17 protein-coding genes and 2 tRNA genes are annotated in these 15283 nt (G+C 49.1%); 11 read left to right on the top strand and 8 right to left on the bottom strand.

Annotation, left to right across the window (positions count from 1 at the left end):
- Positions 1 to 410: 410 nt before the first annotated feature.
- From mutM to IJG50_02320, 4 genes are read right to left on the bottom strand one after another with little or no spacing between them, the layout of a single operon-like run.
- Entirely contained in the window at positions 411 to 1244 is an 834-nt protein-coding gene (gene mutM / locus IJG50_02335; GenBank protein MBQ3378683.1) for a bifunctional DNA-formamidopyrimidine glycosylase/DNA-(apurinic or apyrimidinic site) lyase, read from the bottom strand.
- Positions 1245 to 1247: 3 nt separating this feature from the next.
- Positions 1248 to 2132 (bottom strand): radical SAM mobile pair protein B, encoded by an 885-nt coding sequence (locus tag IJG50_02330; protein ID MBQ3378682.1) that lies wholly within the window; start codon positions 2130 to 2132, stop codon positions 1248 to 1250.
- Position 2133: 1 nt separating this feature from the next.
- Positions 2134 to 2760 (bottom strand): nitroreductase family protein, encoded by a 627-nt coding sequence (locus IJG50_02325; protein ID MBQ3378681.1) that lies wholly within the window; start codon positions 2758 to 2760, stop codon positions 2134 to 2136.
- Position 2761: 1 nt separating this feature from the next.
- A complete protein-coding gene (locus tag IJG50_02320; GenBank protein MBQ3378680.1) occupies positions 2762 to 3226 on the bottom strand; it encodes a winged helix DNA-binding protein in 465 nt (154 codons plus the stop codon).
- Between the two features lie 189 nt (positions 3227 to 3415).
- On the opposite strand from IJG50_02320, the gene IJG50_02315 reads away from it, so the two are divergent.
- On the top strand, positions 3416 to 3823 hold the full coding sequence (locus tag IJG50_02315; GenBank protein ID MBQ3378679.1) for a transposase: 408 nt from the start codon (positions 3416 to 3418) through the stop codon (positions 3821 to 3823).
- 207 nt (positions 3824 to 4030) lie between these two features.
- Here IJG50_02315 and IJG50_02310 read toward each other — a convergent pair.
- The 4 genes from IJG50_02310 to IJG50_02295 all read right to left on the bottom strand — a co-directional run bounded on the left by IJG50_02310 (position 4031) and on the right by IJG50_02295 (position 5153).
- A tRNA-Ser gene (locus tag IJG50_02310) sits at positions 4031 to 4122 on the bottom strand.
- Between the two features lie 26 nt (positions 4123 to 4148).
- The gene (locus tag IJG50_02305; GenBank protein ID MBQ3378678.1) at positions 4149 to 4373 is read right to left on the bottom strand and encodes a hypothetical protein; all 225 of its coding nucleotides are present in this window, start codon (positions 4371 to 4373) and stop codon (positions 4149 to 4151) included.
- 55 nt (positions 4374 to 4428) lie between these two features.
- A tRNA-Ser gene (locus IJG50_02300) sits at positions 4429 to 4515 on the bottom strand.
- A gap of 65 nt (positions 4516 to 4580) precedes the next feature.
- Positions 4581 to 5153: a sugar O-acetyltransferase gene (locus IJG50_02295; protein MBQ3378677.1), complete on the bottom strand. Its 573-nt coding sequence runs from the start codon at positions 5151 to 5153 to the stop codon at positions 4581 to 4583.
- Positions 5154 to 5283: 130 nt separating this feature from the next.
- On the opposite strand from IJG50_02295, the gene IJG50_02290 reads away from it, so the two are divergent.
- From IJG50_02290 to IJG50_02245, 10 genes are all read left to right on the top strand, one after another.
- A complete protein-coding gene (locus IJG50_02290; protein ID MBQ3378676.1) occupies positions 5284 to 5889 on the top strand; it encodes a lactate utilization protein in 606 nt (201 codons plus the stop codon).
- A gap of 169 nt (positions 5890 to 6058) precedes the next feature.
- On the top strand, positions 6059 to 7144 hold the full coding sequence (locus IJG50_02285; protein ID MBQ3378675.1) for a DUF1385 domain-containing protein: 1086 nt from the start codon (positions 6059 to 6061) through the stop codon (positions 7142 to 7144).
- The gene (gene prmC, locus IJG50_02280) at positions 7141 to 7977 is read left to right on the top strand and encodes a peptide chain release factor N(5)-glutamine methyltransferase (protein MBQ3378674.1); all 837 of its coding nucleotides are present in this window, start codon (positions 7141 to 7143) and stop codon (positions 7975 to 7977) included. The genes IJG50_02285 and prmC overlap by 4 nt, the downstream gene beginning before the upstream one ends.
- A gap of 29 nt (positions 7978 to 8006) precedes the next feature.
- Positions 8007 to 9089 carry a recombinase RecA gene (recA, locus tag IJG50_02275; GenBank protein MBQ3378673.1) on the top strand — a complete coding sequence of 361 codons (1083 nt, stop codon included), beginning with the start codon at positions 8007 to 8009 and terminating at the stop codon, positions 9087 to 9089.
- A gap of 10 nt (positions 9090 to 9099) precedes the next feature.
- Positions 9100 to 9714 carry a regulatory protein RecX gene (locus IJG50_02270; protein ID MBQ3378672.1) on the top strand — a complete coding sequence of 205 codons (615 nt, stop codon included), beginning with the start codon at positions 9100 to 9102 and terminating at the stop codon, positions 9712 to 9714.
- A gap of 22 nt (positions 9715 to 9736) precedes the next feature.
- Entirely contained in the window at positions 9737 to 11095 is a 1359-nt protein-coding gene (gene rimO, locus IJG50_02265; protein ID MBQ3378671.1) for a 30S ribosomal protein S12 methylthiotransferase RimO, read from the top strand.
- Positions 11096 to 11138: 43 nt separating this feature from the next.
- Positions 11139 to 11684, top strand: a complete 546-nt coding sequence (gene pgsA, locus IJG50_02260; protein MBQ3378670.1) for a CDP-diacylglycerol--glycerol-3-phosphate 3-phosphatidyltransferase — start codon at positions 11139 to 11141, stop codon at positions 11682 to 11684.
- A gap of 313 nt (positions 11685 to 11997) precedes the next feature.
- Complete coding sequence (cysS, locus tag IJG50_02255; protein MBQ3378669.1) at positions 11998 to 13404, top strand: cysteine--tRNA ligase; 1407 nt, start codon at positions 11998 to 12000, stop codon at positions 13402 to 13404.
- Between the two features lie 95 nt (positions 13405 to 13499).
- Positions 13500 to 13811 carry a Mini-ribonuclease 3 gene (locus IJG50_02250; protein MBQ3378668.1) on the top strand — a complete coding sequence of 104 codons (312 nt, stop codon included), beginning with the start codon at positions 13500 to 13502 and terminating at the stop codon, positions 13809 to 13811.
- A 318-nt stretch (positions 13812 to 14129) separates the two neighbouring features.
- A complete protein-coding gene (locus IJG50_02245; GenBank protein MBQ3378667.1) occupies positions 14130 to 15149 on the top strand; it encodes a WYL domain-containing protein in 1020 nt (339 codons plus the stop codon).
- Positions 15150 to 15283 lie beyond the last annotated feature (134 nt).

Here is a 15283-nt window from a genome sequence, read left to right as displayed (position 1 = left end):
CGACCGTTTGGTCCTTGCTCGCGAGCTTGCCGCTACGGCGGCAGGCGGATGCTTTTTACATTTGAGCGTTTCGCCATAGAGCAATACGCCTGAGAAGATAAAAGAAGAAAAAAGAGCGGCGGTATCCGTTTTTGGGTATCGTCGCTCGTCTTTTTTGTGAAGCCTGAAAAAAATGTGGGCGCTGCCGGTCGGAGGTTTAAGCTTATTGATATGAACAGCAGCGCTTCTTTCTCTCCGGCCCCCGGAAGCGCGGACATTTTGAGAAAACACAAATCCGAACCCGTCTCCTATAAGGATAAGGTTCGGATCATGTGATTCTGGCTATGGGGTAAGTAAAAGATGGATCCGCGTTTTTGACAGATAGATTCAAATCCTTGGAAATATGGATATTACTCGATCTTACTGCGTTTTCATTGTGCACTGATTTGGCAGAGCGGGCAATACGTGCTGCTTCGTCCTCCAACTGTGATTTTTGCAAAAAGAGTTCCGCATTGTGGACATGACTCCCCGGCGTGACCGTAAGCTTTCAGAAACGGCGTATTGCGATACTCCTTACCTTTGCCGTTAAGATACTCTTCCGGGGTAATTGCGTTTTTCTCTGTGTAATAGACGACCGTCTTGGGAATAGTTTCGGCAAGTATTTCCCATTCCGCGTCGGTAAGGTCATAGCACTTCTTTTTCGGGTAGATGCGGGAAGCAAAAAGGATTTCATCCGAATAGATGTTGCCGATCCCGGCAATGATCGTCTGATCGTGCAGCATATCCTTGATCGGCTTTTTCTTTTTATTGAGTTTTGCCTTCAAAAAGTCTGCGGTCAGTCGTTCGTCATCCGGCTCAAGACCAAGCTTATCGATCCCTGTAACGGAGACGTCTTCGCCGTTTTTTATATACCAAAGCCGTCCGAAACGCCGCACGTCGATATAACGGATCTGTTTTCCGTCTAAAAGGTTGATAATCAAATGCGTATGCTTTTCTTCGGGATAATCCGGCGGCGTCACAAGGAGTTGACCCGTCATGCGCAGGTGAAGAAACAGCCGATCTCCATTGTCCATATCCACAGACAGAAACTTCCCTCTGCGGCTCATTCCCGCGATCGTTCTTTCCGTGAGAAGCGCGGTGAACGTCTCGCTCTCGGGGTGAGCTATCACCTGCGGATTGCGGAGATCGACCGCCAGAACTCTCTGTCCCTTAATTTGCGGTTCTATAATCCTTTTTACGGTTTCAACTTCCGGCAGCTCCGGCATAGCTCATTTCCCTTTCTTCGCGGATTTTTTGATTTCTTCGTGATAGAAGAAATTGACGATCACAGGCGGCGCTTCGAAGGGATTTTTCATACTGTCGTCGTTGCGCACGTAATCAAGTTCGTTTGCAGCAGCATATTCGCGTACGCTCGCGTCAAGCGCTTCCCAATACAGGCGGCTGCCGTGATTGTAGATCTCATCGTACAGCGGTACGAGATCAGGGCGTTTCTCTCTTATATAATCGAGAATCACAGCCTTGTAGCTGCCGCGCAGATTCAAATTTTCCAGCCAAACGAGATTGCATTGATCTTTTACTCGGTCTATGATTGCCTCGCAGTCCGTGATGCCGGGAAAGATCGGCGAGATGAAGCAGGTGGTACGGATGCCTGCGTCGTGCAGCGTCTTCATGGCCGCAATGCGGCGCTCAATGCTAACGGCGCTGTCCATATCGTCCTTGAAAGCTTCATCCAGCGTATTGATGGAGAAGCCGACTCTTGCGCCGGGAAAGGTTTTGATGAGATCAAGATCTCGCAGCACCAGATCGGATTTCGTTTGAATGCTGAGCTTGATCCCGCTGTCCTGAAGCTGCTCCAGCAGCGTGCGTGTACGCTGATAGATTTCCTCCTGCGGATTGTACGGATCGGTCACCGAGCCGAAGAACAGTTCTTTCCCGTCATACTTCTCAGGGCGCTTGATCTCCGGCCAGTATTTCACGTCCAGAAATTTGCCCCACGGCTCAACGTGATTGGTAAAGCGCTTCATAAAGCTGGCATAGCAATACTTGCAGGCATGTGTACAGCCCACATAGGGATTGACCGAATAGTCGCTTACCGGAAGATTGGACTTGGTGAGTACGCTTTTGACTTTGATTTCTCTGATGATCGGTTCCATATTACTTCCACCTGCCGTAATGGATCTGCTTGTCAAGGTCTGCTACGTTCTGCTCCAGCACCGTTTCATCCGGATCGGCGTATCCGATACCGATAAACACAGGTATCATATACGTCGGAGGCACCTTGAGCTTCTTTTTTACAATATCATGCTCTTCATTGAGCGGAATCCGCATGGAGCAGGCGAGTCCTTCGGCAGTTGCTGCGAGGAAGATGTTCTCGATCACGCACCAGATCGTAGAAAACGGATTCAGCTTGGACACGTATGCGCCGTTTGGATCCTTGCATTTGAACACGGGAACGATCACGTACGGTGCGTTCTTGAGCATGGTGAACTGCCTTGGCATCGCGTAGGCGTACATTTTCTGCGCAAGCGTGGTCGGATAGGGCTTTGGCCTGTTCAAATACGCATCAGCATCGAATTTGTTCGCGATCTTCTTAGCATACTCAAAAGCGCATTCTTTTTCCTCGTCGGTTCGCAGTACGATATAGCTCCAGTTGCGGTTGTGGTTCCACGTCGGCGCTTTGTTGCCTGCTTCCAGAATGCGCCGGATCGCCTCAAAATCGACCTCTTTGTCAAGGAATTCTCTTACAGTCCTTCTTTGATCGATCACATCATAGAAATCCATTTCAGTTTTCCTCCGTTTCCTGGTTCATCAGCATGGTCAGATTCTTTGTAAACGTACGGGACAGATCAATGAGCGTCTTTTGTTCCTCCGGCGTAAACATGGACATTGCCGTATCCTCTGCCCACGTGATATGACGCACGACCTTTTCGCAATATCCGCGCCCTGCTTCTGTCATACAAACGATCTTGTTTCGCTTGTTTTCCGGCACCTCCGTTACCGTTACATAACCCTCCGCAAGCAGGTTCTTGATGATCAGATTGACCGTCTGCTTTGATTGGAAGGTGCGCCCGCAGATGTTCGTCTGCGTCAACCCCTCCTGCGCATAGTAAAGCGCGTTGACTACCAGCAGCGTCTTCATCAGCATGCCGTGACGTTTGGCGTATTCATCATACAAGGCAAACTGCTCATCACGAAACTTGCAGTATAGATATGCGTTCTTCTTATTCTCTTTCGCCACGACACTCATCTTTAGGTCAATTCCTTTACGGTAAATTTCTTTACCATAATAATACCGCGTTTCTCTCTGTTTTTCAAGAGGCCGAAAGAAATTATCTTGAAAATGCCGCTATGATTGCGACAAACATGAGAAAATCTGACATCAGGATAAAATATCAAACTGGTTGTGCTACACTCTATTTTTGAAGGAGTTGATAGCATGAACAAATACACTGAAAGCGAGAAGTCCATCATTACATCTCGCTACTACGACGACAGCCGCCAGATATTTGGCGCTGCAAAGCTCTGTGCCGTCATGAAGGAAAGCGGGATCCGTGCTTCAAGAGAGATGGTATCCGAATTGATGCGGGATATGGGGTTTATCAGTATCCGGCAGCGATCCGTTCCTCAAAGCATGGATACTGGCTGGCTGTGCATTTTCTTTTTCCATTGTAATATGGTCAGTGTCGACAGTTGCACATTTCTGTCATGTACTCAAAATGGTGAAGCACCATTATGCCGCCTTCTTTGGGCCGAAATCTCGGAATGGCTGTCATCATCCGTTCCAATGCTTTTTGATGGGGTGAATCTGAAAAGATCATGGTCTTCATCCTTGTCTGTGAAATAAAAAAAGAGCCAATCGTTTCTTTTCAAAACGATTGGCTGCGAGGGCAACAACTGTATTCAGTTGTTACTTGAATCCGTATCTATCTTTAAAGGGAAAAGCCGCTTTTTCATCTACGAATTTGAAACTACGAAAAACGGCATTTGGGCAGCAGAAAAGCCCGATAAAATCGGGCTTTCTGCCGGGCACATCTTTTTCGTACCCTTTTGATGGCGGAGAAGGGGGGATTTGAACCCCCGCGCCGGTTTCCCGACCTACACCCTTAGCAGGGGCGCCTCTTCGGCCTACTTGAGTACTTCTCCGAATATGTGTTTTCTATATATTTAAACTAATTCATCAAACCAAGGAAATAATCGCTGAAAAACAGGAATATCGCAACTCCTACGCCTAAAATGCCCGTTATCCTGATTGCCCAGATTATGCGAGTGCGGTTGGGACGCTTGTAGAGATGCTTCTCAAACTGGCCGCCCTTTATTACGTTTATCGGCTTTGCTATGTACCATATGCTCCAACCGAGGATGACTACTGCGATTATCTGTTTAGCTATATCCACCGAGGCATCATCCCTTCATAACTTAAATAGCCGCATAATTCTTTTTTTTAGGTGTTGGCGGAGAGGGCGAGATTCGAACTCGCGGCGCTTGCGCGTCACCGGTTTTCAAGACCGGCTCCTTAAACCGCTCGGACACCTCTCCGCATAACGGCTATATCATTCTACCATAACGCTTATTGATTGTCAAATTCTTTTTAGAAATATTTTTTAATCTTTTTTAACTTTTCTTATGACCCTCGCGGGTACGCCGCCGACAATTGTCATGGGCGGCACATCGCGCGTAACTACGGCTCCTGCAGCAACGATGCTGCCGTCGCCTATCGTAACGCCTGAAAGAACGGTTGAATTTGAGCCTATCCAAACGTCGCGCCCTATCGTTATTGGAGAGGGAAGAAGATTTGCGCGCTTTTTTGGGTCTTCGGCGTGGTTTAGCGTGGCAAGCACCACATTGTGCCCGATAAGCGAGCCGTCGCCTATGGTTATGCCGCCCTGATCCTGAAAACTGCATCCTGAATTTATAAATACGTTCTTTCCTATATGTATATTTTTACCGCAGTCAGTATAAAACGGCGGAAACATCGTAAAGGTGTCGTCTATCTCGGTGAGCGTAAGACGGCGCATAAGGCCGCGTATCTCCACGGCTGTGTGGAACGAGGAGTTAAGCTCTGCCGTTATCCTCTGCGCCTCTTCGGAAAGCTGGTGCATAAAAAGGTGGAGCTCGCTTCCCGCATCAACTTCGCGCCCCTCGTTCATTGCAGACAAAAAATCCTTAAGTTCCATATCCTGCGCCTCCTTTTCTATATGCTTATGGTATCACGGCGTGAAGCCCCTTGCAAGAGCACATCTTTAAGTGTAAAATAATTATAGGCCATAAAAGATACAAAAAAGGTAATATTAAGGAGTTTAAAAGATGGATGTGACCGTTTTAAAAGAAAATCTGGAAGCTTTGGGATACGATGTATCGCTTTTTGATACAAAGGAGATGGCGGCCGGCTATCTTAGAAGTAAGATACAAAATAAATGTGTGGGCTTCGGAGGCTCTGTTACGCTTGAAGAAATGGGACTTTATGAAAAGCTTAAAGAGAATAACGAGGTGCTTTGGCACTGGCGCGTGCCCGAGGGCGAAAGCGTTAAAAATATGCGCATGAAAGCAAATGCGGCCGATATCTATATCTCTTCGGTGAACGCCGTGTCCGAGGCGGGCGAGATAGTAAACATAGACGGCACGTGCAACCGCGTTGCCGCCATGCTCTACGGTCACGAAAAGGTATATTTCGTGCTTGGTGAAAACAAAGTCGAAAAAGGCCTTGAGGACGCGATAGCGCGGGCAAGAAACGTGGCCGCGCCGAAGAACGCGGCGCGCATGAGTTTAAAAACGCCGTGCGCAGCAAAGGCCGACCGCTGCTATGACTGCAAAAGCCCCGACAGGATATGCAAGGCGCTGTGCGTCATGTGGCAAAAGCCCATAGGCGGCAATTATGAAGTGGTATTGATCAAAGAAAGCCTAGGATATTAACGAATTTTAAAATTATTATACAGCCGACCTTTTGTATTGAAAAGCGAAACCACATTTGATATAATATAATGACGGATAATTTTAAATCGTACAGGTGGCAAAATTGAAAGAAAAAAAGGAAAAAATAAAATATACAAGTATCGGGGGACAGGCGCTCATTGAGGGCATAATGATGCGCGGTCCCGAGCGCATGGCGTATGTCATAAGAAAGCCGGACAATACGTTTGCGCAGAAGGTAGAGTCTTTAAAGGGCGGCCTGAAGGAACGTATGCCCGTATTCAAGCTGCCGTTCATACGCGGCGTCTATGCTTTTATAGATTCGCTCGTGAGCGGTATAGGCGCTATAAATTATTCGGCTTCGTTTTTTGAGGAGCTCGACGACCCGGATTATAAGCCGTCAAAGTTTGAGACGTTCATGGAGGAAAAGCTGGGCGATAAGATTGGCGGCATACTTATGGCGGTGTCGCTCGTTTTGGGACTTGCAGTTGCGCTGGGGCTTTTTGTCGTTTTGCCCACGTTCCTTGTCGGTACGGTGGGGGAGAGCTTTCCTGTGGTGGGCAAGAACCTGCTTGAGGGCATGGTGCGGCTGGTGATATTCATCCTCTACATTTGGGCAGTGTCGAAAACGCCTGATATCAAGCGCGTTTTCATGTATCACGGCGCGGAGCATAAAACAATATTCTGTTATGAGCATAAAGAAAAACCGACGGTGGAAAACGTAAAGAAATATCCGCGTTTTCACCCGAGATGCGGCACAAGCTTTCTGCTTATAGTAATGATAATCAGCATAATCGTGTTCTCGTTCTTAAGGTGGGACAACCTTCTTCAAAGGAGCCTTTGCCGAATACTTTTGATGCCGGTCGTTATGGCGTTAAGCTATGAGGTGATACGTCTTGCCGGCAAGTATGATAATTTGGCTACGCGCATAATATCCGCGCCGGGGCTTTGGCTTCAAAGGCTTACGACGAAGGAGCCCGACCCGGATATGATAGAAGTGGCGATACGCGCCATAAATCTTGTAAGAGAAGACCTTACCGATGATGAAAAAGAAGAGCTTCTTATAATGCCGGAGCCGAAGAAAAAGGAAGGCGCAGAGAGACCGCCCGACGGCGAAGCTGACGAAGCGGCGGCAGACGCGGGCGAAGCAGCATCCGAAACCGCCGAAGCCGACGAAGCCGATGCAGACACAGCCGAAGCCAATGCAGCCGAAGCCGACGAAGCGACGCCGGACGCGCCGGAGGACGGCGGACGGTGACGGTAAGAGAGGCGCTTGCGCTTTCGGAGCGCATTACGGAAAGGCCGGACGCGCGCCTGCTTATGATGCATGTTTTAAATACGGATGCGGCGGGTCTCATAAGTAAATACCGCGACGAGCTTTCGGATAAGAAAAGGGACGACTTTTTTTCGGCGGTGCGGCGCTGCGCCGACGGCGAGCCTTCGGCGTATATAACGGGGAGGCGGGGTTTTTACGGTCTTGATTTTATCGTAACGCCCGATGTGCTTATCCCGCGTCAGGAAACGGAGCAGCTTGTGGAGCGAGCGCTTGAACATATACCTTATGACGCGCCCTGCCGCGTGCTTGACCTTTGTACGGGAAGCGGATGCGTCGGCCTTTCGATAGCGCACGAAAGACCGCTTGCAAGCGTCGCGCTTTGCGACGTGTCCGAAGGCGCGCTGAATGTTGCAAAAAGAAATTCGCAGGCGCTTGGGCTTAATGCCGATTTTATCCTGGGCGACGTAAGAACGCTCGAGCTTTCGCCCGAAAGCTTCGATGTTATAGTGTCGAATCCGCCGTATATTAAAGACGGATACCGCGATATGCTTGAACGTAAGGTCAGGGATCATGAGCCGCCGCTCGCGCTTTTCGGCGGAGAAGACGGGCTTATGTTCTATAATATGATCACGCGCCGCTTTAAGGATGCGCTCTCGCACGGAGGCGTTATGCTTTTTGAGAGCGGCGACGAATGCGGCGGAAAAAAGATATGCGAAAGCATAGTAAAAATATTTAACGAAAACGGATATAAGGATGCGCGCATGTACGCCGATCTGTCAGGCAATATGCGGATAATCAGCGCGCGCAATGAATGACAAAAATAATATGAAACGGAGAAAAGAGCATGGATCCCAATAAACAGAAGGTGCTTGATACTGTAATAAGCCAGCTTGACAAGACATACGGCAAAGGTACGGTAATAAAAATGAGCGAGGACAGAGTGGAGGACGTTGAGGTGATACCCACGGGCTCGCTTACCATAGACCTTGCTTTGGGGCGAGGCGGTATACCGCGCGGACGAATAACCGAGATATACGGTCCCGAATCGTCGGGCAAGACGACCGTTGCGCTGCATATACTTGCTTCCGCTCAGAAGCAGGGCGGTATAGTTGCATTTATCGATGCGGAACACGCGCTCGACCCCGAATATGCGTCGGCGATAGGCGTTGATATGGACTCGCTGCTCGTTTCCCAGCCAGACAGCGGCGAGCAGGCATTTGAGATAGTAGAGGCGCTTGTGCGCTCGAACGCCATCGACGCCATTGTGATAGACTCTGTAGCGGCGCTCGTATCGAATGCAGAGCTTGACGGCGACATGGGCGACACTCATGTGGGCAGACATGCGCGTATGATGTCGCAGGCGCTTAAAAAGCTTGCAGGATACATAAATAAGGCGAACGTGGCCGTGATATTCATAAATCAGCTTCGTCAGAAGATCGGCGTTGTATACGGCAATCCCGAGGTAACGACGGGCGGCATGGCGCTTAAATTTTACTCGTCGGTACGTCTTGACGTGCGCCGCGGAGAGCCGATAAAGAGCGGCAGCGAGGTAATAGGAAACCGCACCAGGGTAAAGGTAGTAAAGAGCAAGATCTCGGCTCCGTACCGCGAGGCGGAGTTCGATATGATATACGGCAAGGGCATCTCGCGCGAGGGCGAGCTTCTCGATATTGCGGAGAAACTGGGCATAGTTATAAAAGGCGGCTCATGGTATTCCTACGGGGAGCTGAGACTGGGACAGGGACGCGACAACGCAAAAGAATACATAAAGAGCAATCCCGAGCTTTATGCCGAAATAGAAAAGAAGGTAATGGCCGACCCGGAGGCGCTTAAAAATATTTCTTCGCCCAAAAAGGGCGCAAAGAAGGCGGGATCCAAAAAAGGCGCAGAGGTATCGGTAGATATTTCCGCAGACGATGACGAATAAGATTTAGGCTATGATGATCACAGCGATAGAACCGCAAAAGGGAGATCCGAACAGAAGAAACATATTTGCCGACGGCAGATTCGTAATAGGCGTGAGCCGCGAGGTGTGGGATACGTTCGGACTTTCTTTGGGAGACGAGCTTGACGAGGACACGCTTGCGCGCGTCACACAGGCCGAGAATATACGCGCCGCAAAGAAAAAGGCGCTGAATCTTCTCGATCATGCCGACAAATCAAAGCAGGCGCTCACCGAACGCCTTATGCGGGCAGGCTTTGACGATGCGGCGGCCGAGGCGGCCGTAGAGGAGCTTGCCGACGAGGGCGTTATCAGCGACAAGGCATATGCCGAAAAGCTTGCGTATTATTTATATAATAAAAAACTGTACGGCAGGCGGCGCGTAGTGATGGAGCTTATGAAAAAGGGCGTAGACCGGGAAGCGGCTCTCGACGCCGCCGACAATGAAGCTCCCGAGGATATGACGGCCTTAGCGCTTGAGCTTGCGAAAAAGAAGCTAAAGACCGTCAGAAACGAAAAGGATATGGATTACGATAAATTCTTTGCTTATCTTCTGCGTTCGGGCCACGAATACAAAGATATACGCGAAGCGCTGGGGGAAATATTTTAAAAAATATGATGTGGGGGTAGTCATGGAAAAGATAAGAGTGGGGCTCGTATCGCTCGGATGCCCGAAGAACCTGTGCGATTCTGAAAGCATGCTTGCGCTTATCAAGGGCGCGGGATTTGAGATCGTGGGAGACGCCGCCGACGCGGACGTTATAGTTATAAATACGTGTGCTTTCATAGAGGAAGCGCAGAAAGAAGCCATTGACACGATACTTGAAATGGCGGAATATAAAAAGAGCGGCAGCGCGCGCGGCCTCGTAGTGTCGGGCTGCCTTTGTGAACTTTTTGAAACGGAGATACGAGAGCAGTTCCCTGAGGTGGACGCGTTCTTGGGCGTGGGAAGCGGCGACATGATAGTAAACGCCGTAAAGGCGGCCTTTGCTGGCGAGCAGTACGACAGCTTTGAGGACAAGAACGACAAAGTCGCCGTCTCGAAGGAACGCGTGCTTACGAATCCGGGACATTACGCCTATATAAAGATAGCCGACGGATGCGACAACACCTGCTCCTACTGCCTTATACCGGAGATACGAGGCATATACAGAAGCCGCCCCGTTGAGGAGATAGTCGAGGAAGCGAAGATGCTTGCAGAGCGCGGCGTGAAAGAGATAATCCTTGTAGCGCAGGACGTGACGAAATACGGCATTGACCTTTACAACGAATATAAAATACGCGACCTTCTGCCGCTTTTGAATGAGATAGACGGCATAAAACGCATACGCCTTCAGTATATGTATCCCGAAAGGGTACACGGCGACCTTCTTAAGATAATACGCGGCTGCGACAAGGTAGTTCATTACTTCGACATACCGATACAGCATTCGGAGACGCGCATACTTAAAAAGATGAGCCGCCTGGGAAATCCATATCGTCTGGAGATTCTTTTCGACAATATAAGAAGAATTCTTCCCGACGCGGTGATACGCACGACTGTCATAACGGGCTTTCCGAGTGAGACAGACGAGGAGTTCGAGGCGCTTATGCAGTTCGTAAAGAAGATAAAATTCGACCGTTTGGGCGCGTTCCCGTTCTCGCCTATGGAGGGAACGGACGCCTATCATATGCGCGCGCAGATACCCGACGAAGTAAAGACGGCGCGCACCGAAGCCTTGATGGAGGCGCAGGCCGCCATATCGAAAGAGAAGCTAAGTAAACGCATCGGCACGACCGAGGAGGTCATGACGGACGGCTTTGACGACGAGATGAACCTTTACTACGGCCGAACTTACGCCGAATCGCCCGATATTGACGGCTGCGTATATTTCGGTTCGCTTTCGGAGCTTAAGCCCGGAGACATAGTGAACGTTCTCATACTTGACGCAGACGAACACGACTTGTACGGCCGCGACGCCGACAACGCCCCCGACGAAAGCGGGAAGTAAAACGTCCCGCAAGCCGGACGCATCAGAATGTGAGGTGATCACCATTACAACTGCAAATAAGATTACCTTTTTCAGGATAATACTGATCCCTGTTTTTATGCTGTTTTTCTTCGTGCAGAAGGAATGGTCATATTATACGGCCTGCGTCGTATTCATTGTTGCCTCCGTGACGGATTTTCTCGACGGATATATTGCAAGAAAGTACGACCAGGTGACCGACTTCGGCAAGTTCGCCGACCCGCTTGCGGATAAGCTGCTCGTTGCGGCGGCCTTTATAGGCTTCGTGGACGCGTCGCTTACGCCTGCGTGGATGGTGACTGTGATAATTGCGCGCGAGCTTATCGTTACGGCGCTGCGCACCGTTGCGGCGGCCTCGGGTCGCGTTATTGCGGCGAGCTATTTCGGCAAGGTAAAGACTACCGTGCAGATGGTAGTTATAATTTATCTGCTTATTTTCGGCTGGCGCCATCTCTGTATAGGCCCCGTGAGCGTAAATCTCGTATTGAACGTCATAGTGCTTGTGATAACCGTGGCGTCGGGCGTGGATTATCTTTATAAGAACAGGGCGCTTTTAAAAATGGTAAAGTGACGCTTGCATTTTTTTAAAAAACCGTATATACTTTAATACATAATAATGACAAAAGGCGATGAACGAAAGAGTAGCGGACAATGCCGCCTGCAAAGAGAGCGCGCCCGCGTGGTGAAAGGCGCGAAAGGCTCGGCGGTCCGTGAAGTGCATTCGGGAGCCGGACGGGTGAAACTTAAGTAGCCCGCCACGTTTGACCGCGTTACAGGTCTTAGCCTAAGTTTAAGTTATAAATCAGGGTGGAACCGCGGTATATTTATGCCGCCTCTGTGTATACGGAGGCGGTTTTTTTATTAAAACACAGGGAGGTATATAAATGAAAGTATTCAACACGCTTACAAACCAAAAAGAAGAATTCGTGCCGATGGACAAAAACGAAGTAAAGATCTACGCTTGCGGTCCTACGGTATATAACTTTTTCCATATAGGCAACGCGCGCCCGTTCATCATATTCGACACTTTGCGCAGATATCTTGAATATCGCGGCTACGGCGTTAAATTCGTGCAGAATTTCACGGACGTTGACGACAAGATAATAAAAAAGGCCAACGAAGAGGGCATTTCCTCGGCCGAGGTGGCGAAGAAGTATATCGACGAGTATTATATTGATGCGAAGGGACTCGGCATCCGTCCGGCAACGGTGCATCCGAAGGCGACGGAGAATATAGACGCGATAATAGAGCTCGTCAGTACGCTTATCGAGCGCGGCTACGCATACGCAAGCGGCGGCGACGTATATTACAGCACGAGAAAGTTCAGAGAATACGGAAAGCTGTCTCATCAGCCGCTTGAAGACCTCGACATGGGCGCAAGGATCGAAGTGACCGACGTAAAGCGCGATCCGGCCGACTTTGCGCTTTGGAAGGCGGCAAAGCCCGGAGAGCCCTACTGGGACAGCCCGTGGGGCAAAGGTCGTCCCGGCTGGCACATAGAATGCTCGGCAATGGCAAACAGATTTTTGGGCAAGACGATAGACATACACTGCGGCGGCAAGGACCTAGTGTTCCCGCACCATGAAAACGAGATAGCGCAGTCGGAAGCTGCAAACGGCGTGGAATTTGCGCATTACTGGATGCACAACGGCTATATAAACGTGGACAATACGAAGATGTCAAAGTCTTTAGGGAACTTCTTCACCGTGCGCGACGTGGCCGAAAAATACGGCTACGAGCCGATACGCTTCTTTATGCTTTCGGCGCATTACAAGAGCCCGATAAATTATACGGCGGACACCATAGAGATGGCGAAAGCGTCGCTTGAGCGACTCTACAACTGCCGCGAGAACATGGAATACGTATTAAAAGCGCCTGTGGACGCAGATCCCGACGAACGCGACCGCGAATTCATAGACGGCCTTGAAAAATTCAGAGAACGCTTTATAGAGGCGATGGACGACGATCTTAATACCGCCGACGCTATAAGCGTGATATTCGACCTTGTGCGCGAGATAAACACTTATATGAATCTCGACACGAAAAACAAAACTGCCATAGAAGCGGCAAAGAGCATGTACGACGAGCTTTGCGGCGTTTTGGGGCTCGGCGTGACCCAAAAAACGGCTTCAATAGACGATGAAGTACAGGCGCTTATAGACGAGCGCCAGGCGGCGAGAAAGGCGAAGAATTTCGCCCGCGCCGACGAGATAAGAGACGAGCTGAAATCGCGCGGCATAATCCTTCTCGATACGAAGGAGGGCGTTAAGTGGAAATACGAGAACGCGTAACAGGCATATCCCTCTACGCGCCGAAAACGGACGCCGAGGCGCGCAATTACGCACCGGTGACGCTTGCGTATATAGGCGACGCCGTGTATGAAACGATGGTGCGCGAGCACCTCATACACGAAAAAAGCCTGCCTTCGCATATATTGAGCCGCCGCGCGAAAAGATTCGTTTCGGCGGCGGCGCAGAGCGCCATATACGACGCGATGGCGGACGAGCTTACCGAGGACGAGGCCGACGTATTCCGCAGGGGACGAAACGCAAAGCCTGCGACCGTGCCGAAGAATACTGAAGTTATAGTATATAAGAAGGCGACGGGCTTCGAGGCGGTGTTCGGGTATCTCTATATCACGGGCAAGCACGAACGCATACGCGAGCTGTTCATGAAGATCGTGAAAATGGACTTATGAAAATATCAACAAAGCTGCAGCGAAATGAAAATCGCTGCGGCTTTTTTGTTTTCTTTTTGCGGTGATTTTTGTTTCACACTAATATTTTACCACAAACGAGAAACCGAGGCGACTGTCTTCAGCCGCCTCGGTCTCTTGCTTTTTAGGGACTGTTTCGCTGCAGCCTATAGTGACAGTTTATACTGTCATTTTGATGGAATAAATATTATTCATCTTAGCTTTTGCGACAAAAACGGAACATAATTTAATAACCATATCTTGATTTTATGCACCAAATATAGTACAATAACAAGCATAAAATAAATTTGGAGGTTCAACATGGAGAGTTTAGAGCCGAAAAAACTTGCGTTGATACGCATGCTGCAGATATTTAAGACATACAGCGATTACGATCATCCGCTGAAGCAAGCGGATATTGCACATTATCTTAACAGCGACTACGGCATTGTTATCGAAAGGAAAGCAATAAGCAGGAATATCTCATTGCTTAGGGAAGCCGGGTTTGAAATTGAGTCAAGACGCGCCGGCAGTTATCTTGATGAACGAGATTTTACCGACGCCGAGCTTCGCATCCTTATTGACGGTGTGCTTTCAAGCAAACATATTGCACCGAAGTATTCCAAAGATCTTATCGATAAGCTTTGTTCTCTTTCAAGCATGTATTTCAGATCGCATGTAAAGCACATTCATAAGGTAAACGATTGGGATAAAACCGAGAATCAGGCGCTTTTCTATAATATTGAGATCATCGATGAAGCCATAGAACAAAAACGGCAAATACGCTTTGACTACAACAAATACGGCACAGATAAAAAACTGCATAAGACTAGGACGCACCACGCAAGCCCCTATCAGCTTATTTTGCATAATCAGCGCTACTATCTTATGGCACGCAATGAATATTGGAAAAACATGGCCTATTACCGCCTCGATCGGATCACCAATATGACCATAACCGAGGATAAACTCGTTCCGATCACTTCGGTTGAAGGACATGAAAACGGTATCAATTATAAAGAATTGGCAACAGCACTCCCTTATATGTACACCGACAAACCGGAACGGGTCGAATTTATCGCACAAGACTACATCATCGATCAGATCATCGACTGGTTTGGCAAGGATATCCGTATTAGTAAACATGGAGAAAAGCAGCTTAAGGTTTCGGTAAAAGTCAGCCCAATGGCAATGGAACACTGGGCTATGCAGTATATCGATCATGTTGAGATCGTTTCGCCGGAATCTCTGCGCGACCGAATGAGAGAGGCTTTGGAGAACGGTTCGGAGAAGTATAAGAAGAGGTCTGATACCGACATTGGGGAAAAGCAGAACAGATAAATAACAACTCTAACAAGGAGTGTACAGAGAATAAAGGATGATAAAGAGCGCATTAAGGTAATGTGCGAAGATGACAATTGTTTTAGGTTTGTATTCTCGGATGGCACCAAGAAGAACAAAATAGCATATGCGGA

This window comes from Clostridia bacterium (assembly GCA_017405765.1).
Lineage (GTDB): Bacteria > Bacillota > Clostridia > Oscillospirales > RGIG577 > RGIG577.
The sequence above is the reverse complement of the archived record's forward strand: the minus strand, read 5'-3'. Positions and strand labels throughout refer to the sequence as shown.

What these genes read in the sequence shown, in the direction of transcription:
- IJG50_02325 (MBQ3378681.1), bottom strand. Translation starts at nt 2,760, where the DNA reads ATGGATTTCTATGATGTGATCGATCAAAGAAGGACTGTAAGAGAATTC.
- IJG50_02285 (MBQ3378675.1), top strand. Translation starts at nt 6,059, where the DNA reads ATGATGCGCGGTCCCGAGCGCATGGCGTATGTCATAAGAAAGCCGGAC.
- rimO (MBQ3378671.1), top strand. Translation starts at nt 9,737, where the DNA reads ATGGAAAAGATAAGAGTGGGGCTCGTATCGCTCGGATGCCCGAAGAAC.
- IJG50_02290 (MBQ3378676.1), top strand. Translation starts at nt 5,284, where the DNA reads ATGGATGTGACCGTTTTAAAAGAAAATCTGGAAGCTTTGGGATACGAT.
- IJG50_02330 (MBQ3378682.1), bottom strand. Translation starts at nt 2,132, where the DNA reads ATGGAACCGATCATCAGAGAAATCAAAGTCAAAAGCGTACTCACCAAG.
- IJG50_02250 (MBQ3378668.1), top strand. Translation starts at nt 13,500, where the DNA reads ATGGTGCGCGAGCACCTCATACACGAAAAAAGCCTGCCTTCGCATATA.
- IJG50_02245 (MBQ3378667.1), top strand. Translation starts at nt 14,130, where the DNA reads ATGGAGAGTTTAGAGCCGAAAAAACTTGCGTTGATACGCATGCTGCAG.
- IJG50_02270 (MBQ3378672.1), top strand. Translation starts at nt 9,100, where the DNA reads ATGATGATCACAGCGATAGAACCGCAAAAGGGAGATCCGAACAGAAGA.
- mutM (MBQ3378683.1), bottom strand. Translation starts at nt 1,244, where the DNA reads ATGCCGGAGCTGCCGGAAGTTGAAACCGTAAAAAGGATTATAGAACCG.
- IJG50_02320 (MBQ3378680.1), bottom strand. Translation starts at nt 3,226, where the DNA reads ATGAGTGTCGTGGCGAAAGAGAATAAGAAGAACGCATATCTATACTGC.
- cysS (MBQ3378669.1), top strand. Translation starts at nt 11,998, where the DNA reads ATGAAAGTATTCAACACGCTTACAAACCAAAAAGAAGAATTCGTGCCG.
- IJG50_02295 (MBQ3378677.1), bottom strand. Translation starts at nt 5,153, where the DNA reads ATGGAACTTAAGGATTTTTTGTCTGCAATGAACGAGGGGCGCGAAGTT.
- IJG50_02315 (MBQ3378679.1), top strand. Translation starts at nt 3,416, where the DNA reads ATGAACAAATACACTGAAAGCGAGAAGTCCATCATTACATCTCGCTAC.
- recA (MBQ3378673.1), top strand. Translation starts at nt 8,007, where the DNA reads ATGGATCCCAATAAACAGAAGGTGCTTGATACTGTAATAAGCCAGCTT.